Origin of the sequence: Clostridium sp. 2218st1_F5_2218SCRN_220325, assembly GCF_039062665.1 — a bacterium.
Classification (GTDB): Bacteria; Bacillota; Clostridia; order Peptostreptococcales; family Peptostreptococcaceae; genus Intestinibacter.
On the sequence record NZ_JBCLNH010000005.1, the window covers coordinates 75,164 to 96,410 of the forward strand.

Annotated in this window: 19 protein-coding genes; 7 read left to right on the forward strand and 12 right to left on the reverse strand. The window is 29.5% G+C overall.

Features of this window, described 5'->3' with window-relative positions:
• Positions 1-22 precede the first annotated feature (22 nt).
• From ABCM86_RS04635 to ABCM86_RS04660, 6 genes are all read right to left on the reverse strand, one after another.
• A complete protein-coding gene (locus ABCM86_RS04635; RefSeq protein ID WP_343003586.1) occupies positions 23-1,240 on the reverse strand; it encodes an amidohydrolase in 1,218 nt (405 codons plus the stop codon).
• Positions 1,241-1,673: 433 nt separating this feature from the next.
• A complete protein-coding gene (locus tag ABCM86_RS04640) occupies positions 1,674-2,984 on the reverse strand; it encodes an HTH domain-containing protein (RefSeq protein WP_295675035.1) in 1,311 nt (436 codons plus the stop codon).
• An 83-nt stretch (positions 2,985-3,067) separates the two neighbouring features.
• On the reverse strand, positions 3,068-3,916 hold the full coding sequence (locus tag ABCM86_RS04645) for an alpha/beta fold hydrolase (RefSeq protein ID WP_295675033.1): 849 nt from the start codon (positions 3,914-3,916) through the stop codon (positions 3,068-3,070).
• A gap of 315 nt (positions 3,917-4,231) precedes the next feature.
• Positions 4,232-5,815 (reverse strand): amidohydrolase, encoded by a 1,584-nt coding sequence (locus tag ABCM86_RS04650; RefSeq protein WP_295675032.1) that lies wholly within the window; start codon positions 5,813-5,815, stop codon positions 4,232-4,234.
• 230 nt (positions 5,816-6,045) lie between these two features.
• Positions 6,046-6,564 carry a nitroreductase gene (locus ABCM86_RS04655; protein WP_195930163.1) on the reverse strand — a complete coding sequence of 173 codons (519 nt, stop codon included), beginning with the start codon at positions 6,562-6,564 and terminating at the stop codon, positions 6,046-6,048.
• Positions 6,565-6,687: 123 nt separating this feature from the next.
• Positions 6,688-8,001, reverse strand: a complete 1,314-nt coding sequence (locus ABCM86_RS04660) for a M18 family aminopeptidase (protein ID WP_295675028.1) — start codon at positions 7,999-8,001, stop codon at positions 6,688-6,690.
• Between the two features lie 105 nt (positions 8,002-8,106).
• Between ABCM86_RS04660 and ABCM86_RS04665 the strand changes: the two genes are divergently transcribed.
• Entirely contained in the window at positions 8,107-8,784 is a 678-nt protein-coding gene (locus ABCM86_RS04665; protein WP_195930165.1) for an SdpI family protein, read from the forward strand.
• Here the strand turns inward: ABCM86_RS04665 and ABCM86_RS04670 are convergent.
• Together ABCM86_RS04670 and ABCM86_RS04675 are read right to left on the reverse strand one after the other, a co-directional pair.
• Positions 8,781-9,386, reverse strand: a complete 606-nt coding sequence (locus ABCM86_RS04670) for a pentapeptide repeat-containing protein (protein ID WP_295761597.1) — start codon at positions 9,384-9,386, stop codon at positions 8,781-8,783. The genes ABCM86_RS04665 and ABCM86_RS04670 overlap by 4 nt on opposite strands.
• An 81-nt stretch (positions 9,387-9,467) precedes the next feature.
• Positions 9,468-10,115, reverse strand: coding sequence for an HAD hydrolase-like protein (locus tag ABCM86_RS04675; protein ID WP_195930167.1), 648 nt, complete (start codon positions 10,113-10,115; stop codon positions 9,468-9,470).
• Positions 10,116-10,485: 370 nt separating this feature from the next.
• On the opposite strand from ABCM86_RS04675, the gene ABCM86_RS04680 reads away from it, so the two are divergent.
• Positions 10,486-11,340, forward strand: a complete 855-nt coding sequence (locus ABCM86_RS04680; protein WP_295734283.1) for a MerR family transcriptional regulator — start codon at positions 10,486-10,488, stop codon at positions 11,338-11,340.
• 519 nt (positions 11,341-11,859) lie between these two features.
• Here ABCM86_RS04680 and ABCM86_RS04685 read toward each other — a convergent pair.
• Entirely contained in the window at positions 11,860-13,014 is a 1,155-nt protein-coding gene (locus ABCM86_RS04685; RefSeq protein ID WP_195930169.1) for a C40 family peptidase, read from the reverse strand.
• Positions 13,015-13,244: 230 nt separating this feature from the next.
• On the opposite strand from ABCM86_RS04685, the gene ABCM86_RS04690 reads away from it, so the two are divergent.
• The 3 genes from ABCM86_RS04690 to ABCM86_RS04700 all read left to right on the forward strand — a co-directional run bounded on the left by ABCM86_RS04690 (position 13,245) and on the right by ABCM86_RS04700 (position 16,194).
• A complete protein-coding gene (locus tag ABCM86_RS04690; protein WP_343003588.1) occupies positions 13,245-13,733 on the forward strand; it encodes a DNA-deoxyinosine glycosylase in 489 nt (162 codons plus the stop codon).
• A gap of 156 nt (positions 13,734-13,889) precedes the next feature.
• On the forward strand, positions 13,890-14,228 hold the full coding sequence (locus ABCM86_RS04695; protein WP_195930171.1) for a zinc ribbon domain-containing protein YjdM: 339 nt from the start codon (positions 13,890-13,892) through the stop codon (positions 14,226-14,228).
• A gap of 241 nt (positions 14,229-14,469) precedes the next feature.
• Complete coding sequence (locus tag ABCM86_RS04700) at positions 14,470-16,194, forward strand: [Fe-Fe] hydrogenase large subunit C-terminal domain-containing protein (RefSeq protein ID WP_195930172.1); 1,725 nt, start codon at positions 14,470-14,472, stop codon at positions 16,192-16,194.
• Between the two features lie 171 nt (positions 16,195-16,365).
• Here ABCM86_RS04700 and ABCM86_RS04705 read toward each other — a convergent pair whose 3' ends face one another.
• The 3 genes from ABCM86_RS04705 to ABCM86_RS04715 form a co-directional block, all read right to left on the reverse strand.
• The gene (locus tag ABCM86_RS04705) at positions 16,366-16,680 is read right to left on the reverse strand and encodes a heavy metal-binding domain-containing protein (protein WP_195930173.1); all 315 of its coding nucleotides are present in this window, start codon (positions 16,678-16,680) and stop codon (positions 16,366-16,368) included.
• 70 nt (positions 16,681-16,750) lie between these two features.
• A complete protein-coding gene (locus ABCM86_RS04710) occupies positions 16,751-16,936 on the reverse strand; it encodes an Arc family DNA-binding protein (protein WP_295675020.1) in 186 nt (61 codons plus the stop codon).
• Between the two features lie 6 nt (positions 16,937-16,942).
• Positions 16,943-17,938: an SPFH domain-containing protein gene (locus ABCM86_RS04715; RefSeq protein WP_295761606.1), complete on the reverse strand. Its 996-nt coding sequence runs from the start codon at positions 17,936-17,938 to the stop codon at positions 16,943-16,945.
• Positions 17,939-18,280: 342 nt separating this feature from the next.
• Between ABCM86_RS04715 and ABCM86_RS04720 the strand changes: the two genes are divergently transcribed.
• On the forward strand, positions 18,281-20,002 hold the full coding sequence (locus ABCM86_RS04720) for a [Fe-Fe] hydrogenase large subunit C-terminal domain-containing protein (RefSeq protein ID WP_343003591.1): 1,722 nt from the start codon (positions 18,281-18,283) through the stop codon (positions 20,000-20,002).
• A complete protein-coding gene (locus ABCM86_RS04725) occupies positions 20,002-21,159 on the forward strand; it encodes a SpoIIE family protein phosphatase (protein ID WP_343003593.1) in 1,158 nt (385 codons plus the stop codon). The genes ABCM86_RS04720 and ABCM86_RS04725 overlap by 1 nt, the downstream gene beginning before the upstream one ends.
• Positions 21,160-21,247 lie beyond the last annotated feature (88 nt).

Sequence of the window (21,247 nt, forward strand, 5' to 3'; positions counted from 1 at the left end):
TATATAAAATAATTTTCATTTATTAAAATGCTATCATTTCAAATTCCAAATCATCACTTTCATCATTTTCTTGATTTAAATAATCTATAGCAACTTGAGCTAAAGTTTGTGCTAAGTTCTTCATATTTCTATCTTCCCATTTAAACTTAGAGTTGTGATGTAGTATTGGATTTTCTTCATCTTCTGCCATTCCTACAAATACAAATGATGCAGGTCTTTCTTGTGCAAAAAATGCAAAGTCCTCTCCACCCATACTCGGTGCTGGAATTTCAAATACATTTTCACTTCCTACTACTTTTTTAGCAGATGCTTCTATTATATCTGTCGCTTCGTTGTCATTTATTAGCGGTGGGAATTGTCTTATAAATTCAAATTCATAAGTTGCACCTTGTGACTCGACAATACCTTTTACAAGTTGCTCCATCATTTTTTCTGCAAAATCTCTAGTTTCGTTGTTTAATGTTCTTACAGTTCCTTGGATTACTGCCTCTGTTGGTATAGCATTGTGACATTCACCTGCATGAACATTGCAACAAGATATTACAAGTGGATTTGTTGGATCATTTTTTCTACTTACTATCGTTTGTAATGCACTTATAATTTGAGCCATTACTGGAACTGGGTCAACACTTGCATGAGGTACTCCACCATGACCGCCTTTTCCGATTATTTTTATAGTAAATATATCTGGTGACGCCATTAAAGCTCCATGTCTAACTCCTATTTTTCCTTCTTTAATAGCTCCCCATAGATGTCCACCAAACACTGCATCGACATTTTCTAAAACGCCTTCTTTTATCATAGGTAATGCCCCACCTTCAACTTCTTCAGCTGGTTGGAATATTAATTTTACATCACCATGTAGCTCATCTTTCATCTCATTTAGCATCATTGCAACACCTAAAAGACTTGCTGTGTGTCCATCGTGACCACATGCGTGCATTACGCCTGGAACTTTTGACTTAAATTCAAAATCTGTTTCTTCATTGATACTTAACGCATCTATATCTGCTCTAAGTGCTACAGTTTTTCCAGGATGTCCACCTTTTATTAAGCCTACAACACCTGTTTTTGCAACATTTCTAGTAACTTCAATTCCTAAATTTTCAAGCTCAGTTGCTATTAATTTAGAAGTTTCATACTCTTGAAATCCCAATTCTGGATTCATATGAAGTTGATGTCTAATATCATAAACTCTTTTATGATGTTTTTCCCATAACTCATTTAGTTTTTGATTCATAAATGTCCCCCTAAAATGTTTATTTTTAATTAAATTTTAATTTTATATTTAAATTTATATACTATTATAAATTATTGTATTTGACTTTAAAATGTCAGTAAAATGTCCTTAATTAGACAAATATCACCTAATTTTTCTTAACTTCGATATATTATTTTATCTTTATCTATATTTAAATTATTGAAAATACTGTAACTTAAGATTTAGATTTTATTTTTTATATTATTTGTATAAACTTTACATTTATATATAAAATCATAATTTCATTATACATTTGTAAAGATTTATAAATTAAATAAATACACGAAATTTTCATTTTTTTATAAATAATTTATAAACTTTATTTTTTAAATAAAAAAAGACATATTACAATGTTTAATCAACATATAATATATCTTTTTTGATTATGGCTTTAATTTTATTATTTAAGAGCCTATATATTAAATTTTATTATTCTTCTCGGTCTACCTGATCCATCTTCAAAATGTTTCCCAACCACCTCAATATATCCGTACTTTTCTAACTTATTAATCGTTCTATTTACTGTTCTATAAGACATATCACACTGCTTTGACAATTCCTCTGCTGTAAACCTATCTTTTTTACATGTATTTATTGCATTATAAAAACAAAGTATCTTCTTCACACTTACATTTGTTATTTGAGCTATTTTCATCAATCTATCGTCTATCTTAACTTCACTTCTCTCTTTATTTTTAGATTTTATAGGTCCTATAGCCTTTCCATCTTCATAAATTATATATGCAACATTCTCATTTTTACATCGTTTGGCCTTTATAATAGCTTCATTAGCCTTATATTTTGCCTCACTAGCTGTCTTTCCATATCCAATACCAATAGAAATTCTGTTTAATGAGTTGTCTTCAATAGATTTTAAAAGTTCTATATTTGTATAATTCTCTGTCTCTGTTTCTAATATTGTCTTTGTCGAAATCAATATATATGTATTATAACTAAATTCGATAACAGCAGCCTCTATCTTATTTGCAAACTCATAAATCAATTCTGTGACTTTATTTTTTTCTTTAATATAATAGTACTCATTTCGACTTATTATAGAGTAGTCATCAGGAAAATCTATATGAACAAATATAGCTACAACCCTACAATTAGTATTTATTTTAGCTATATATCTTAGATATATATTTTGGAAACTCTCTATTATAATACTCTTTGTCGGGATAGCCATATAATTATCTATTCCATCTGAGTCAAATTGTTTATTTACATCACTTAATGATGTCACAATGCATACATTTTCATCATTTTTTAAGTTATTCCTATGAAAATTAAGTGCATCTTCAGTTGTATTTTTATTATTGAATTTTACATTATAAAGCATAAGATTTACTTCATCCATATCTATACCGATACTATTATAAACTTCTTTAATCAACTCTTTAGAATATGTATCTATACTCAGATTTTTTATATTTTTGTTTTCATATAATCCTTTTAATAAAGCAGATGATAGGGAGCTTTCATGCAAAGGGAAATATCCCCATATACATTCTTCCTTTACGTATAATTTTACAAATTTATATACGACTACTCCTGCAAACATCAGAGCATCATACTTTTTTTGTGATTTTTTTACTATTTCAACCGCTTTTAAATAATTGCTATAAACTATAATATCTAAATCTATATCAACTATATTTTTGTCTACAATATCCTTTACAATATTTGCTGTATATAATGGAGCAATTAAAGCAACTTTCATTTTTTCACATCCTCAAATTATATTCCGTATTGCATATTACTTTTTTAAGATAGATACATGCTGATTTATCTGTAGTTTTTAATTTATTTTTTATTTATTTGTTGTTCTAAAAACTGAGCAATAGTCTTTGCCAACAAAATTCGCTTGTCAGAATAAGAGTGGTCTGTATCAATAAACTTTTCAGTCAAATTATTATTATATTTTTTAATCTCACTTGCTAAAATATCGTGATGCAAATATCTTTTGCTCACAACATCTCTACTTGCTATAGTTATCAGTATTTCTTCATTAGATAGAGATTTTGCCTTATCTGGAAGGTTCCACTTATCCCCATTATCAAGACATTCCTGCATCAGTATTTCTGCACTTGTATTGTTTAATGGTACTAGTGCTGTCTTATACATCTCAAATGCCTCGTCTTTTTCTATTTTATTATAATTGCCTATTTTCCCAATAAGCCCAAAATCATATGGACTTATCGCCACAGATGCCTTTATCCTTTTATCACATGCGTAATTTAAAGTTAAGAAACCGCCCATACTATGCCCTATTAAAAATAAATTATTTGTATCTATATCACATTCTTTTACTGACTTTTCATCTGTCAAAAAATCAATAGCACTTTTTACATCTTCCATACAATTACTAAATGAAAAACTACCTTTTACACCCCAACTCCCCCTATAATGAAATCGCAGTATATTCATACCACATCGTCTAAGAGCATGAGCTAAATCTATCGGGTCGTCATATCCTGGAAACCCATGCAATAGTATTGCTGTTGGGTGAGGTCCCTTTCCTTGCGGTGTCAACATAACCCCACATAAATCACTACCATGGCTTGTAAAACCTAATTCAATTATATTAGGAAAATTTCTGTCATCTAGCTTCATTTGTTCAATATCTTTTGTAACATAAGCTTTATCAAACATCTTAATCCACCTCTTTTTTATATAATCAATTATGTTTTCTTCATTTACAATATAAATTCCTTTTAGCGATATAATATAAAGTATTTTTCCATTTTTATAGCATGTATGTCTAATAGAATTAAGTTATATCTAATTATACATTATTTGTAAAATTTTAAAAGAGATGTAAATTATCTTCCCATATAAAAAGAGCTCATTTACTAAAGCAAATTGAGCTCTTTTTATTGAAATTATTATTTGTTGATATTTTATTTTTAATTTTATAAATTATATCTATATATATCCCTTATTTTTTAAAAATATAATTTATTATTTCTACGCTTTATATATAGAGTTTCCTTCTTTGAGAGTTTCTAATACTTTTATGTTTCTTATATCGTCTACGTCGACTTTTAATGGATTTTTATCAAGTATTACTAAGTCAGCTAATTTATTTTCTTTTATTGTTCCTTTTATATCTTCTTCAAAATATTGATAAGCTGCATTTTTTGTAACTGCTTCTATAGCTGCAAGTACTGGTATTCTTTGATCTTCACCTAATACTGTATTGTCTTTCATTTTTCTGTTACAAGCTATCCATATAGTTTCAAGCATATTTGGCTCGATAACTGGAGCGTCTTGGTGGAATGTAAATTTAATTCCTAAATCTAATGCTGCTTTTGCAGGCGATATTTGGCTCGCTCTTTGCAGTCCGAAGTTTTGAACGTGGATGTTGCCCCAATGGTAAACATGAGCCACGAAGAATGATGGTATCATTCCTAGTTTTTTAACTTCTGGTAATTGGTCAAGCCCCATAAGTTGAGCATGTACTATCACTGGTCTTATATCATTATCTGTATTTAAGTTTTCTTTTGCTTTTTTATATTGTTCTAAATATTGAGCAACAGCTGCATCTCCATTACAGTGAGCTAATATTTGCATATTTTCTTTTAATGCTATTTCGATTAAGCTTTCTAATTCTTCTCCACTCATAACTGGATAAGCTCTATATCCTTCTTCACCTTGATAATCAGTTCTCATATAAGCAGTTCTGGCTTGTGGTGAACCATCTAGGAAAGTTTTGAATCCTCCTATTTTAAGGTGGTTGTTGTATTTATTTATGCATCCTTGAAGTTTCGCAAAGATTTTTTCTCTTTCTCTTATATCTACATATGCTATGTAGTCTATTTTCATCATCTTCGCATGTGCCATATATGCTAGTAAATCTGCTAATAGAGGAACTACCATACCTTCTTGCATTGTTGTTATTCCGTAAGATGCATAGTCATCTTGTGACTTAAGCACTGCTTTCATAAGGTCTTCTGTTGATGCCATTGGAACTCTTTGAACGTTGTTTATAAATGCATTTTCCTCAAGGTATCCGTTAAGTTTGCCATTTTCTTTAAATATTACTCCACCTTCTGGGTCTGGAGTGTCTATTGTTATTCCTAATTCCTTCATCCCAAGAGAGTTAACAAGTCCGTTGTGTCCAGATTTATTTGATATTATAAGTGGATTGTTTGGCACAACTTCATCTAAAAAATCTATTCTCGGGTAAGTTTTCTCTGCTAATGTGTTGTAGTCAAAGTTATTCGCACTTATCCACACACCTTCTGGAACGTTGTTTTTTTCTATAAAAGTTTTTATTCTATTTGCTATATCTTCAAAATCAACTGCATCTTCTAGTGATACTTGTAATTTGCTGTTTGCATATCCGAAGAAGTGACTGTGTGCATCTATAAATGATGGCATTAAAGTCTTTCCTTCTAAGTCTATCATCTCAGCATCTTCATTTTGATTTGTAAGTTCTTCTTTTTTTCCTACTGCTTTAATTTTTCCGTCTTCTACTAAAACAGCTTCTGCATATAATTCATCTTCAAGAGTTAATATATCTCCATTGTAAAAAAGTTTTTTTGTCATAATGAAACCCTTTCTGTTTTTTCATAATCCCGTATGTTTTATTTTTAACATTTTTATTTATTAAAATGTATTTTATCAAAATTTTATGAACTACTTTTTAATCATTGTAGTTAAAAAAACTATTTATATTATACACCACAAGCAATTTGTTCTAAACATTATAATTTCCTTAGAATTAAAAAAATGAATTTCGAAAATCGAAATCCATTTCATATATTAAACTTAAATTATTAAACTCTAACTACATATCCTTCTTTACGAGGTGCTGCTGGTTTTGGTTCGTCTTTTGCATATCCTAATATACAGTGGCCAACTCCTATGTAATCTCCTTCTACGCCCCATTTTTTAAGAAGTGCCTTACCTTCTTCACTTTCAAATTCTTCTTTTGCTCTGTGAATCCAACAAGAACCTACTCCTAATCCATAAGCTGCGTTCATTAAGTTGCCCATTACTAAGCTTCCATCTTCTACGCATGTTGGCATATTTTTGTCTGCTAGCACAACAACTACTGTTGGTGCTCCATAAAATGGATCCATGTCTTCTTTTCCAAATACTTTAGCGTTCATTTTTGATAATTGTGCTATAGTTTCTTTATCTTGAACTACTATCATTTTTGGAGACTGTCTTCCCATTCCTGTTGCAGCATATTCACCTGCTTCTAATATTTTATTTAGTTCTTCATCTTTTATTTGTTCATCTTTATATGAACGAACACTTCTTCTTCCTTTTAATGCTTCAAATAAATCCATTTGAATTCCCCCTTGTAATATTTGTCATATATATTATAGCATATTTTATTTAGTCAAAGTAAAGAGTAGTATTTTTTCTAACTTTTATTATTTATTATCTACGAAAATATATTTAGTTTAAACTTATTTATTTATGCTAAGAACTCCACAATCCTCTTGAATTATAGAACTGTTGTAGAAGTTTTCAATAACTTTAACTAAGTAATATGTATCTTTTATTCCACCTGTTTCATATGATGAATGCATAGCAAGTTGTGCTAGTCCAATATCTACACTATTTAGTGATACTTGTGAATTTGAAATATTTCCAAGTGTTGAACCTCCTGCCATATCTGATCTATTCGTAAATACTTGATAAGGTACATCAACTTCTTCACATAGACTTTTAAATATAGCTGCTGATACTGAATCAGTAGTGTATTTTTGGTTTGCATTGAATTTTATAACGATTCCTTCATTCATATACGGTCTATTTGTTGGGTCTGACTTTTGCGCATAATTAGGATGAACTGCATGTGCATTATCAGCAGATATCATAAAGCTGTTTGCTGTTGCTTTATAAAAATCTTGCTCATCTCTTCCCATAGTGTTGTTGATTCTTTTTAATGTGTCTGCTAAGAAAGTCGACTCTGCACCTTGTTTTGTAAGACTTCCCACTTCTTCATTATCAAATACAACACATACCTGTACTGTATCTTTGTTTTCTCCAGCTAAGAATCCTTTTAATGATGAAAAAGTACATTGAAGGTCGTCTAACTTTGGTGAAGATATAAACTCTTCATCAGCACCCCATATACTCCCGCTCATTCTGTTATAAAGGAATAAGTCACTACCTAAGATATCTTTTTCACATACGCCTGCATTTTGTGCAACTAATGACATTAGTCTTCCTTTTGCATTTATATCTCCAAACAACGGCAACATATCGTTTTGAGCATTGTATTTATATCCATCATTTATATTTCTATTAAAGTGTATTGCTAAATTAGGGATAATAACTAAATCTCTATCTATATTAACTAATTTAGATACAAACTTATTTCCCTCTCTTACGACGATTTTACCTGCTACTGAAAGTGGTCTATCAAACCAAGTTGAAAATATCATCCCACCGTATTTTTCAACATTAAGTTTAACCATTTTTTTATCAACTTCAATTTCATGGTTTTCTTTTATTTTGAAAGTAGGCGAATCACTGTGGCTCGATACTATATTAAATCCTTTAAAGTCTTTATTTGGAATTTTGAATGCTATTAATGACGAATTATTTCTAATTACATAGTATTTTCCGCCTTCTTTAATCGTCCAATTTTTGCCTTCTACAACTTCACAAAATCCATTTTCATCTAAGATCTGTTTCATGTTATCTATTGCGTGGTAACAGCTTGGGCTGTTTTTTATAAAATTTAATAATTCATTAGATATTTGTTTAAACATTTTTGATGTCTCCTATACTGTACTAATTTTATATTTTTTAATGTATTTCTTTTTAAGATATATTATAATAAATAGTATTATAATATTTGGAGGAATACATTATATATGCAAAGTAAAAATAAAAAACTTTTATTTAAAAAATCTATATATTACTTGGTTGGGTTTGCACCGCTGATTATAACTCTTTTTATATATACTTATATTCCAGAGCAAGTTCCCTCCCATTACACAACTGTAGGAGAAATTGCAAACTGGGACCATAAAGGAAAAGTACTAATAATTCCATTTTTACTAGCGGCTTTTACTTATTTTAAACCTAGGGTATTTGTTGAAAAATTTGAATCACAATCAGAAAAAAACGTAAGCGATGCTGCAACTATGTTATTCCTTATATCGATAAATCTTTTGAGCATGCTCGAATTATTTATTTCACTTAAAGGAGAAGATTTTTTATCTAAATTCAATTTTTATAATTTGCTGAGCTGTATAATATGTTTTATTTTTATATTTTTAGGATATATTTTCTCAAATTGTACTCGTAACTCAACATTTTCTATTAAAATACCTGTGTATTTTATGGATAATGAAATTTGGGCAAAAATCCACCAAAATTTAGGTTCATATTGGATGTCTAGTAGTATAGTTTTTCTTCCTCTAGGCATAATATGTGGCAATCATTATATATTGTGTTTATTAATTTTAGAAATAATTTTAATAATATTATTGCCTGTAACTATTACTTATTTTTATATTAAAAATCATAAAAAAGTAAAAAATAATTAATCTTTTATTATTATGCCTAAAAGTTTTGATATATCTATCGCTTGATATGTATTTAATTTACAACCTTTTAGGTTATCTAAATTAAAAGATACACCTTGTATATTTGAAGTGGAAAAATCTATACCTTTTAATTTAGTATTAAATATTTCGCTGTTTGACAAATTACAATTATCAAACTTTACTTTTTTTAATTTACATTCATTTAATACACTTGAAATAAGCTGGCTTTCTTCAAATGCCGCTTCTTCTAGTTTTGAAAAACTCAAATTTAAATAATCGCACTTTGAGTTTATTATTTGTATGTATTTTAGGCTGCAATCAACCATATTCACACCTGTCATCTTGCAGTCTTTAAATATTACTCTGTGTATTGACGAATCTGTAAAATCCACATTCGATAAATCACATTTTTCAAAAATCACATTTGTAAAATCTGATTTTATCATTTTTGATTCTGCAAATACCATTTTATTAAATCTACAATCTTTAAAATCAAGCGACTTTTCATCAAGAAATACTGCCTCATCTTCAAATAATCCACTTATAATATCATCTATGTAAAAAACGCTTTTTTCGTCATAATTAACTTCTGGTTGTATCATATAAAACACCTTCTTTTATATATTTTATAGTATAGAAAAAGTGTAAATTTATATATATAAACCTACACTTTTGTATATAAATTAAACTATCTCTAAAAGATCAGTCATTTTATCTATTATATAAGTAGCCCCAGCTTCTTGTAATTCGTCTTTGTTTCCATATCCGAATAAAACACCTACTGAGTCCATTTCTAATTGTTTTGCTCCTAATATGTCGTACTCTCTGTCCCCAACCATAAGCACGTTTGCTCCTGGATTTTCTCCTATATTTTCTAGTGAGAAAGATATAACTTCTACTTTTTTACAACGAGTTTCATCTAAGTTACTTCCACCTATAAAATCGAAGTATTTGTCTAAACCGTAGTGTTTTAGTATTTGTTCACAATATACCATTGGTTTTGAAGATGCTAATACTATTTTCTTTCCTCTATTTCTTATTTCTTGTAGAGTTTCTTCCACACCTTCATATACTTCGTTTTCTAGCATACCTCCAGCAACATAATATTCTCTATATTTTTTTATTGCTAGTTGTATTTGTTCTTCGTCATCACCTACATATTCTCTGAAAGTCTCTGTTAATGATGGACCTATATGTCTTTTTAATGACTCTGCATCTTTTTCTATCCCAAAATGTCTAAGGGCTGTCTTCATAGAGTTAGTTATACCTCTATCAGAAGCAGTTATTGTTCCGTCTAAATCGAATGCTATTATGTCGTAATTCTTCTTCATATCTATCTCCCAATTTTTTATTTTACCAAGCGGTAATTTTATATTATTTAATATAATTAATAAATAATTTTTATTTAGATATATTTTACACCAATAATATATTTATTCAAAGACTTATAATATAATTTTTCTCTAAAACTAATAGAAGGCTGTATCATAAAGATACAACCTTCCCCGCACAAAACATATTCACTTTCCCCAAAATGAAATTTTAAAACAATAACAAAATAAATAAAACTATTATAATATAACCAATTACAATTTGACTAATTTTTCTATTTTTTCTATACTTATATAGTAAACTATGGAGTTACTCCATAGTCAACCTGATTTTACAAATATTTTTAAATAATTAGTAGGAGACATTCAAATGAAAGATTTAACTTTTAATATAAGTGAGACTTCACAAATTACAGGTCTATCTATCGATACATTGAGATATTACGATAAAATAGGTTTGATACAATCTAAAAAAAATCCAAATAATCGCTATAGGTATTATACTATTGCAGATATCTCAATAATTAATCATATTAAAACTTTGCGTGATTTAGACTTATCTATAAACGATATTAAATCACTACTACATTCAGATATTGAGGTTCAACAGACAATTCTTAAACATCACCACAAAGTACTATTAGAAAAAATAGCCTCAATAAAAAAGATAGAAAAAGTTTTTAAAGATACTTTACAAGAAGTAAATTCTAGTAACTTGATGATCAATGTTCCCTTAGTAAAAACATATAAAACGAGATATTTCAAAAAAATAAAAAATTCAGTCAAAGAAAATCAATGCTGTATTTCAAAGAAAAACTTATTAGATACTTCTCATAATTTCTTAGAAGTTATAGATAAATTTGTATTTGCATTTTATGGAAAGGAATTTGATTCTTTGGGGCTGTTTGACTTTTTTGAGCTAGGCAAAATTTCAAACGACCAAGATTATTATACAGAAATTACACCTGAAGAATTTGAGTTAAATAAAGATTTACACGATATATTGATTATTCCCGAATCGAGTTATATAGAAACTATAACAAAATTATCTAAAGATACTTTTGATGAATATTTTGAAAACCTTATCGACTGGATAAACTTTAAAAATCTAAATCCTATCTATCCTGGATTCATAAAATATCTAGATACTTCACTTTATTTTGTAAATGAAGGCGAATGTCTAATAAAATTCCAAATTCCATTTATCCACAAAACATACGAATAAAACATGGTGAGTTTTCTTGCCATGTTTTTTACAAAAAAATAGCAACCATTTGGGCATGGTCGCTATAAAATCTGTCTTATACTTCCGTAGTATAAGACGGGGTCGTTATTGTTTTAAAAATTCTAACTTTGGGGAAAGTAGAATATGAATTAAGTTAGAAAAAATTTACAGAATAGTTAACTGTCATAAACTCACCACTAGTTTAATGACAATACTTAAGTTGTTCAAACATAAATTTTGTAACTTAATTTTCTATGTATTCATTATAGTATGTGTATATAATATTTGTCAATTGTATTTTTACATTTTTTTACTTCATTTCATTATTTTGTTCTTTTATATCCAAACTATAGATTAACTCCATAGTTTTTATCGTTTGAAAACATCCTTTTACATATTTTAATTTAAATATATTAAAAGCGGTATAACAAAGTTTTGTTATACCGCTAATTCACTAAATTAAATTTATAAGTTAATCAATTATTTTTATCAATTATGTTTTTATAACGAAATTTCGTCTTATAAAACTCTTCTTCCGTTTACAAAAGTTCTTTTGAAATAGCTACTATTGAAGTTATCAATAACTATTTTCTTTTGGCTGTAAGATGCATGTATCATTTGTCCATTTCCTATGTATAATCCAACATGTGAAACTTGTCCATTATTTGCTCCATTAGTATCAAAGAATACTAAATCTCCAGCTCTTAAGTTGTTTCTACTTACATATGTTCCATATTTACTTTGTGCACTTGATGTTCTTGGAAGTATTATACCAGCTTTATTTTTAAATACATAGTATGTAAATCCTGAACAGTCGAAACTGTTTGGCCCTTGAGCACCCCATACATATGGTTTACCTAATAAAGTTTTTGCATATGCTATTACAGAACTAGCACTTGCTGATACAGAGTTGTTGCTTCCACTGTTGCTAGTTGAACCACTTGGAACTGTACTTTGTAAATATGAACTACTTACATATCCAGCTTGTCCTTTGTAGTTTATTTTTGCCCATCCATTAGATGTAGATAATACTGTTACTTTTTCTTTATAATCTAATGAACCTATTTTAGAATAGCTTGTTCCAGCTCCACTTCTAACATTAAGTCCTGATGTTGCATTTACATATTTAACAGTAGTTGTTGTACTACTATTATTATTTTCACTAGTTGTACCACCTGGTACTGTAGTTTGTAAGTATGAACTACTTACATATCCAGTTTGACCATTGTAGTTTATTTTTGCCCATCCATTAGATGTAGATAACACTGTTACTTTTTCTTTGTATTCAAGTGTACCTAATTTAGAATAAGTTGTTCCAGCTCCACTTCTAACGTTAAGCCCTGATGTTGAATTTACATATTGAGTAGTACCTTGGCTTGTTGATATACCAGTCGATGTACTTTTTGTTAAATAATCTCCATGTACATATCCTGTAACTCCATTATATTTTACTTTTGCCCAACTTCCTGATTCGCTTATGTACTCTACTTGTTGTCCTTTTTGTAATGAGCCAATTATGCTATGACTAGTCGATGGCCCTGATCTAAAATTTAGTGATGAAGCCGTAACAGTTCTCATATCAGTAGCAGCATCTACATGTGATACATTCATCAATGGTAAAGCTACTGATGCCATCATAGCAGTTGCTACAATGTAATTTTTGTTTATACTCATACTCTTCTCTCCTAATATCTTTTTATGGATATATCATTTCATATATTTTATCTATCTTTGAAAATATACCCATTTTTCTATTTTACATTATTTAACTAAGTTTTGTCAAAGTTTATCGTTTTTTGTCATTTAGTTATATTTACCAAATCCTAAAAATCACCCATCTTGACACTTTATCAATAGCTTGTATTATTAAATTAAGATTTATTATTTTAGAAAGGATTTTTAATATGGAAAACGTAAAACATGAAATTCCTCCAATTTACAACCAAAATTCTAAAATATTGATTTTAGGCTCTTTCCCATCAGTAAAATCTAGAGAAAGTCAATTTTTCTATCATCACCCACAAAATAGATTTTGGAAGGTTTTATCATCAGTATTAGATAAAGATATACCTATTACTATAGATGAAAAGAAAGATTTTTTATTAGATAATAATATTGCTCTTTGGGATGTTATTGCGAGTTGTGATATTGAAGGTTCTAGTGATAGCAGTATAAAAAATGTAGTCGCCAATGATTTAAACAAAATTATAGATACTTGCGATATAAAACAGATATTTTGTAATGGTGGAAAGTCATTTGAGCTTTATAAAAAGTATTGTGAAAAAAATACAAACTTAAAAGCTATTAAGCTTCCTTCTACTAGCCCTGCAAATGCTAGATTTTCACTTGAAAAATTAGTTGAAGATTGGAAAGTTATACAAGATTATATTTAAGTTTTATAAAATATTATTTAAAATACTATTAAATATAATATTTGTATTTCATAAAATAAATATAATTTACTATATAGCATAAATTATTATTTGAAGTAAAACCTATGCTATGGTATTATATAATTTCGAATACTCAAATTTTAGGAGGACCTTATAATGGAAAATTTACCAAATTGCCCAAAATGCAATTCTGAATACACTTATGAAGATGGATCACTTTTAGTTTGCCCAGAATGTGCTCACGAGTGGAATCCAAGTGCTCAAGAAGAAGAAAACGTAATAAAAGATGTTAACGGAAACGTTTTAAACGACGGAGACTCTGTAACAGTTGTTAAAGACTTAAAAGTTAAAGGAGCTTCTTCTTCAATAAAAATAGGAACTAAAGTTAAAAACATAAGATTAGTTCCAGATGCTGCTGACGGACATGATATAGAATGTAAAATAGATGGTTTCGGAGCTATGAAACTTAAATCTTCAGTAGTAAAAAAAGCTTAATTAACTAAAGTCAGCAAATATGCTGGCTTTTTTAATTTTAAGCAACGGAATCTTTGATTCGTTGGCGATATGAACGAAGTGAATTTTTTTATACGGTAATAACATTTTCGAAATTGTTAAATTTTTAATTTATAGTATAATTGAAATATATTATCTATTTAGAGGCTGTCTTTATTTTGGGTTATTTAAAAACTATAATGCTCTGAGGTTGGGAAAATTTTATATCCTTGGAGGAAAACTTATGTGGTATGTTAATTTTAGAAAAACAAAATGCAAGAGCTGTTATGCTTGTGCTCGTGTGTGTCCTGTCAATGCAATTAAATTTAAAAATGAGCAAGCACAGATTTTAAAAGAAAGATGCATTGTATGCAATGAGTGTTCTAAGGCTTGTTCTCAAAAGAAATCAATATTAAAATCTGAAGTATCAAAAATCAAGTTATTCTTAAAGAATAAAAATAAAATCGCTGTTTCTATAGCACCTAGCTTTGTATCTATATTCGGCGAAAACAGTCACAAAATCCCTACTGCATTAAAAAAGCTTGGATTTACATATGTTGAAGAAACTGTAATTGCAACTAATCCTGTATTAGAAGAATATAATAAGTATGCAGATTTAGATGATGGTCAAAATTATTTTACTAGTTTTTGTCCGACTATAAATAACTTAATCGAAAAGCACTTTCCCCAATTTACAAAAAACCTAATCCCTATCGTATCTCCTTTTTTATGTCATACTAGACTTATGAAAAGTAAATACCATACCGACACAAAAGTTGTATTTATAGGACCTTGTCTTGCTAAAAAAGATGAAGGCTCTACTGATATAAGTGTAGATGCTGTGTTGACTTTTGCCGAGCTAGAAAAATGGCTAAAAAACGAAAATATAAATTTGGACGAACTTGAAGAAAGTGAATTCGATGTTATTTGCAAAGATAGATTGTTATTTCCGCTAGTTGGACAGACAACACGCATTATAAATGATAAAAATCCAGTAAAAAAAGTTATAACTGTAGAAGGTATAAGCGATTGTATAGATATACTCCACGCTTTGGAGGAAGGTCGTTTTACTAATACAATCTTTGAGATGAGTGCTTGTATCCATAGCTGTCTAAATGGCTCTGGACTTGATAATCACAACACAACTTATCAAGAAAGAGAAATTAATTTAAGAAATTATAGACAAAAATGCAAAATAAAATACAGAGACTTTGATGATAAATATCCATATAAAGATTATCTATATAAAACACCTTTAGAAAAAATCTTTTCACCTAAAAAGGTATATCTAAAAGAGCCTTCTAAAGATGAATTAACTTCTATTTTAAAATCTATGGGTAAAACAATTATAACAGATGAGTTAAACTGTGGTGGCTGTGGATATAAAACTTGCCGAGAGCACGCTGTTGCAATTTACAACGATATTTCTGAAGTGAATATGTGCTCGCCTTATATGAGACAAAAAGCTGAAAATATAGCAAACTCTATATTTGAATCATCACCTTTTTTAATAGGTCTTATAGATAAAGAGATGAATATTTTAGAATTTAACAGCAAAGCCAAAGAGTTTTTTGATATAAAAAATGATGACTATATAGATTGCCCTATTTTTATGTATGTTGACGATGATGCCTTTTATGATTGTATACATAATCATAAAAATATCTATAATAATATAGTTCCTATTGAAGATATGAATAAAACTCTATCCCAAGATATATTTTGGCTTTATGATGAAGAAATATTTCTTTGGATGGCATATGATATTACACAAAAAATCGAAAAGAAAATCCGAAATGATCAAATAAAAGAAGATACTATAAACCTCGCTCAAACTGTCATAAATAAACAGATGCGTGTTTGTCAGGAGATAGGAAGACTACTTGGTGAAACAACAGCAGAGACAAAAGTCATCTTAAGCCGTTTAAAGAACTTGATAAATGAGGATATTGAGAATGAAGATGAGTAATAAATAAATAAATAAGTAAATTAATTAGTCTATAAGTTAATACGATAATAGTGAAATAAACTTATAACAAAAAATCAAAGATCATTAATTCATTTTCATCATAAAAATTATAAATAAAAAGGAGTTTGGCATTCTAACACCATACTCCTTTATTTTTTATTTTAATAAATATTATTCAACTACTACTGCTGTTCCATAAGCTATAACTTCACTAGCCCCCTGAATTATTGATGAAGTCATAAATCTCATTCCTACAATTGCATTTGCTCCAGCATCACTTGCTTTATCTATCAATCTTTGTAGTGCTACATTTCTAGCCTCTTCCATCATTTGAGTGTATGATTTCATTTCGCCACCGACTAATCCTTTTAGTCCTGCACCTATATCTTTACCGATATTTTTTGATTGAACAGTTCCACCAGACATAACCCCAATAACTTGTTTTATTTCTTTTCCTTGTATTTGTTCTGTTGTGACTACTATCATTTTTATTCCCCCTAAAAATAATTTCTACACTTTTGATTATATATTCTCATTAACAAAATATAACTCAGCTTTATTCATCTTTATCTGATTTTTTACTTCCCTTTTTGCGCGCTTTTACACATTCAGTAAGCAGGTATTCTATCTGTCCATTTATAGATCTAAATTCATCTTCTGACCACTGAGCAAGCTCATTCCACAGAGTTGGCGAAATTCTAAGCAAAATTTGTTTTTTGCTTTTGTCCCTTTTATCAGCCATAACTATCTAATAAATTGAACCACTATTTACTATTGGCTGTGCATCTTTACTTCCACATAATACTACAAGTAAATTGCTCACCATAGCAGCCTTTCTTTCGTCGTCCAACTCAACAACTTCTTTTTCACTTAGAGAATTAAGCGCCATCTCAACCATTCCAACAGCACCTTCTACTATTTTTTTACGAGCTGCTATTATTGCCTCTGCTTGTTGACGTTGTAACATTGCTGCGGCAATTTCTGGTGCATAAGATAAGTGAGTTATACGAACTTCTTCTACTTCTATACCTGCAATTTCTACACGCTTTTGAAGTTCTTCTTTTAATTTATCAGCTATCTCTTGACTACTTCCACGAAGAGACTTTTCACTGTAGTCTTCTGTATCTTCTGAGTCATATGGATAAAGTCTCGCTACATTTCTTATTGTAGAGTCACATTGTATTGATAAAAATGTCTTGTAGTTTTCTACGTTAAATACAGCTTTTGTAGGATTTATAACTCTCCAAATAACTATTGTTCCTATTATTATAGGATTTCCTAATTCATCATTTACCTTTTGTTTTTGGTTGTTAAGAGTCATAGCTTTTAAAGATATTTTCTTTGTATTTGATGTTGTAGTTTCTTGTTCTGAATCCTTCTCACCAACTTTACTCAACTTAGTAACTTGTGATTCATAAGTTGGATTTATCGCACTTACAAATGGATTTACAAAGAAGAAACCTGGCTTTTTAATTGTCCCGTAGTATTTACCAAATAAGACAAATACTATAGATTCATTTGGATTTACTATTTTTAAACCACAAAATATAAATATCGCTACAATAAATAAAATTATTGTAACTATTAAAAATATATCATTTTCAGTATTAACTAAGTTTATGAACCCAAACACTGGTGATAAGATAAATAATATTCCTATAAAAAGAGCTATCCACCCACTTATAGGGTTTAATTCCTTTTCTTCAATTGAACTATCTTGTTTCAATAAATTTTTCTCACCCATAGTTTTCCCTCCTAATTACTTCTTACAAATATTATTAAGTATAATTTTGATATTATTTTGATATCATTTTTATACTTAAATAATAATCTTTTATTCATTTATTTTACAGTTACATTATTGTAACTTTTACCACATATAACCAAATATCATGACCCAACTTTATAACTTATGATATTTACACCTTCGTTTGTAACTTATGTACAATAGTAAACAAATGGAAAATATAGTATAATTCTAATAAGAAAATTTTTACTTTTACAGTTTAGATAAACATATTTTCTGTAAAAGATATACTGCTCTACTTGAGTTAAGGGCTATTTTTTTTATAAGGGGGAATTTTAAATGTCCAATTCTAAATTTGCTAGAAAAGGATGTCGTGAGTGCTATGCTTGTGTCAGAGTATGTCCTGCTGATGCAATAGTTATAAAAGATGGCCAAGCCGATATCCTTGCAGATAGATGTATTTTTTGTGGGAGATGCTCAAAAGCCTGTCCTCAACATTATCGAGTGGAAAAAATGAGTATAAGTTCAGTAAAGGAGTTTATAAAAAGTGGTGAAAATGTAATTGCATCAGTCGCTCCTAGTTTTGCATCAGCATTTGGCAACCAAAGTTTAAAAATACCATCAGTTCTTAGACATCTCGGTTTTAATCATGTGGAAGACTCAGGAATTACAACAAAACCTATTTTTGATATATACAATAATTATGCAGACAAGGACGACAACAAAAACTACATTACTTCTATGTGTCCTACAATCGATCACCTTATTCAAAAGCACTATCCCGAATTAACTGACTCAATTATTCCAGTCGTGCCTCCGTTTATAAGCCATGGGCGATTTCTTAAACATAAATACGGTACAGAAAGCAAGGTCGTATTTATCGGTCCCTGTGTTGCAAAGAAAACCGATGCAGCCAAAGAAATCTGTGTTGATGAAGTTTTGACTTTTTATGAGCTACAAAAATGGATTCAATCTGAAAAAATAAATTTAGAGGACTTTCCAATTGAGCCATTTGACTATGTATGTAATGATAAAATATTATTCCCAATACCAGGAGAAACTGCTGATTTTTTAGAAAAGAAAAATCCGAAAAAGACAGTTTTCTGTGTTGATGGTATTGAAGATTGCAAAAGTGTTTTAAACTCTATAAGAAATAATAAATTTGAAAATACATTTTTTGAAATGAATGCATGCAATCATGGTTGTCTTTATGGTTCTGATTTGGACAAAGATGATAGATGCTTTTTTGAAGTTAAGCGAGATTTAATAAATAATAAACAGAAATATATAGATTTATTCCAAGCAAATGCAGTAGACAATCCATACCAAGATATTGCACTCGATGTTTTGCTTTATAAGGAATATGCACCTAAACCCTTCCATCTAGAACAACCTACAGAATACGAAATTAGGGAGATTTTAAAGACAATGGGCAAAACTATCCGCTCCGATGAGTTAAACTGTGGTAGTTGTGGTTATAGGACATGTCGCGAGAAAGCAATAGCAGTATTTAACGGACTTGCAGAACCGTCAATGTGTCTTCCTTATATGAGAAATAAAGCCGAGAGCTTATCTAATATAATTTGTGAATCCTCGCCTAATTTAATTGGGCTTATCGACAAAGACCTGATGATTATCGAATTAAATCCTGCCGCAGAGTCGTTTTTTAAGATAAAAAAAGACGAGGCTAACGGCATGCCAATTGGAATGTATTTAGATGATGATGAATTTGAACATGTTAGAACATTTAGAAAAAATGTCAGAAATGAAAAAATCACTTTTGAAGAATACGACGACTCTACCCTACTTCAAACAATATATTGGTTAGAACAAAACCAGATGTTTTTGTGGCTGGCTGTAGATATTACCAAAGATGAAAGAGCAGAGAAAAAACTTCAAAATTTAAAAATGGAAACTGTAGAAATGGCTCAACAAGTAATTGCAAAACAAATGACTGTTGCTCAGGAGATTGCCAGTTTACTAGGTGAAACAACTGCTGAGACAAAAGTCACTTTAACCAAACTTAAAAATTTCATTTTAGATGAGGAAGGAAAAGAATAATGAGATATTTTATTGATTTTGCATCAGGAAGTCTTATTAAATATGGAGAAGAACTTTGTGGCGATAATGTTGAATTTTATGTCGATAACGATATGAGTGTTGCTGTTTTGTCAGATGGGCTAAGCAGTGGTGTAAAAGCCAATATATTGTCTACTCTTACTTCTACAATAGCTCTTACAATGATAAAAAATGGCCTTTCTATAGAAGAAACTGTAGAAACAATTATCCAGACCTTGCCTGTTGATGCACAAAAAAACATCGCCTACTCTACTTTTACTATCGTAAAAATAACAGACCACAACAAGGCCTATATTGCTGAGTTTGACGGTCCTGAGACGTTTTTCTTGAGAAGGGGGCAAATTGAAAAAATACACTACACTCACAAAGATATTTGTGGTAAATCTGTTCGTGAGGCCAGTATAGATTTAAAAGAAAACGACGTATTAGTATTTGTAAGCGACGGGGTGCTTTATGCAAGTGCTGGTCAATTACTTAATTTAAATTGGAAATGGGAAGATATCGCCAAACATCTCAAAATTAATGTAAGAGAATCTATGTCAGCTCTTGATATAAAAAACAACTTATTAGGTGTTTGTGACCAGATGTATTTATTTGAGCCGGGAGATGATACAACAGTATGCGTATTAAAGGCTGTTAAACCGAAAAAAGTTAAATTATTTACTGGACCACCGTCTCACAAAGAAGACGACGCCAAAGTTGTACATGAACTTATGACTAATGCTGATATTAGAATTGTATCTGGTGGGACAACTTCACAAATAGTCGCACGAGAGCTAGGCGTAGAAGTTAAATCAAGCACAGAAATATACGATAAAGAAGTCCCTCCAATTGCGTATATCCACGGAATAAACTTAGTTACTGAAGGAGTTCTAACTCTTTCAAAAACTATAGATAGATTAAAATCACTATCTAAATCACTAGATAGCAATATATTTAAAGCTAAAGATGGCGCTTCACAAATGGCAAAACTTTTATACAGTGCCTCACATATAAAATTATTAGTTGGAAGATCTTTAAATATTGCCAATGCTGAAATATCGTTTCAAAGAGATTTGGAACTAAGACTTCATGTAATTGGAGAGCTAGAAAAGATTTTAGTGAAGTTGGGTAAAATCGTGACTATTGAATATTATTAATTGAGTAAAATTATATAATTTTTAAAAAAATAAAATCGCAAAAACCCGAAATTGGATTTTTGCGATTTTGTAGTTCTTGAGTGAAGTA

What these genes read in the sequence shown, in the direction of transcription:
- ABCM86_RS04635 (WP_343003586.1), bottom strand. Translation starts at nt 1,240, where the DNA reads ATGAATCAAAAACTAAATGAGTTATGGGAAAAACATCATAAAAGAGTT.
- ABCM86_RS04640 (WP_295675035.1), bottom strand. Translation starts at nt 2,984, where the DNA reads ATGAAAGTTGCTTTAATTGCTCCATTATATACAGCAAATATTGTAAAG.
- ABCM86_RS04645 (WP_295675033.1), bottom strand. Translation starts at nt 3,916, where the DNA reads ATGTTTGATAAAGCTTATGTTACAAAAGATATTGAACAAATGAAGCTA.
- ABCM86_RS04650 (WP_295675032.1), bottom strand. Translation starts at nt 5,815, where the DNA reads ATGACAAAAAAACTTTTTTACAATGGAGATATATTAACTCTTGAAGAT.
- ABCM86_RS04655 (WP_195930163.1), bottom strand. Translation starts at nt 6,564, where the DNA reads ATGGATTTATTTGAAGCATTAAAAGGAAGAAGAAGTGTTCGTTCATAT.
- ABCM86_RS04660 (WP_295675028.1), bottom strand. Translation starts at nt 8,001, where the DNA reads ATGTTTAAACAAATATCTAATGAATTATTAAATTTTATAAAAAACAGC.
- ABCM86_RS04665 (WP_195930165.1), top strand. Translation starts at nt 8,107, where the DNA reads ATGCAAAGTAAAAATAAAAAACTTTTATTTAAAAAATCTATATATTAC.
- ABCM86_RS04670 (WP_295761597.1), bottom strand. Translation starts at nt 9,386, where the DNA reads ATGATACAACCAGAAGTTAATTATGACGAAAAAAGCGTTTTTTACATA.
- ABCM86_RS04675 (WP_195930167.1), bottom strand. Translation starts at nt 10,115, where the DNA reads ATGAAGAAGAATTACGACATAATAGCATTCGATTTAGACGGAACAATA.
- ABCM86_RS04680 (WP_295734283.1), top strand. Translation starts at nt 10,486, where the DNA reads ATGAAAGATTTAACTTTTAATATAAGTGAGACTTCACAAATTACAGGT.
- ABCM86_RS04685 (WP_195930169.1), bottom strand. Translation starts at nt 13,014, where the DNA reads ATGAGTATAAACAAAAATTACATTGTAGCAACTGCTATGATGGCATCA.
- ABCM86_RS04690 (WP_343003588.1), top strand. Translation starts at nt 13,245, where the DNA reads ATGGAAAACGTAAAACATGAAATTCCTCCAATTTACAACCAAAATTCT.
- ABCM86_RS04695 (WP_195930171.1), top strand. Translation starts at nt 13,890, where the DNA reads ATGGAAAATTTACCAAATTGCCCAAAATGCAATTCTGAATACACTTAT.
- ABCM86_RS04700 (WP_195930172.1), top strand. Translation starts at nt 14,470, where the DNA reads ATGTGGTATGTTAATTTTAGAAAAACAAAATGCAAGAGCTGTTATGCT.
- ABCM86_RS04705 (WP_195930173.1), bottom strand. Translation starts at nt 16,680, where the DNA reads ATGATAGTAGTCACAACAGAACAAATACAAGGAAAAGAAATAAAACAA.
- ABCM86_RS04710 (WP_295675020.1), bottom strand. Translation starts at nt 16,936, where the DNA reads ATGGCTGATAAAAGGGACAAAAGCAAAAAACAAATTTTGCTTAGAATT.
- ABCM86_RS04715 (WP_295761606.1), bottom strand. Translation starts at nt 17,938, where the DNA reads ATGGGTGAGAAAAATTTATTGAAACAAGATAGTTCAATTGAAGAAAAG.
- ABCM86_RS04720 (WP_343003591.1), top strand. Translation starts at nt 18,281, where the DNA reads ATGTCCAATTCTAAATTTGCTAGAAAAGGATGTCGTGAGTGCTATGCT.
- ABCM86_RS04725 (WP_343003593.1), top strand. Translation starts at nt 20,002, where the DNA reads ATGAGATATTTTATTGATTTTGCATCAGGAAGTCTTATTAAATATGGA.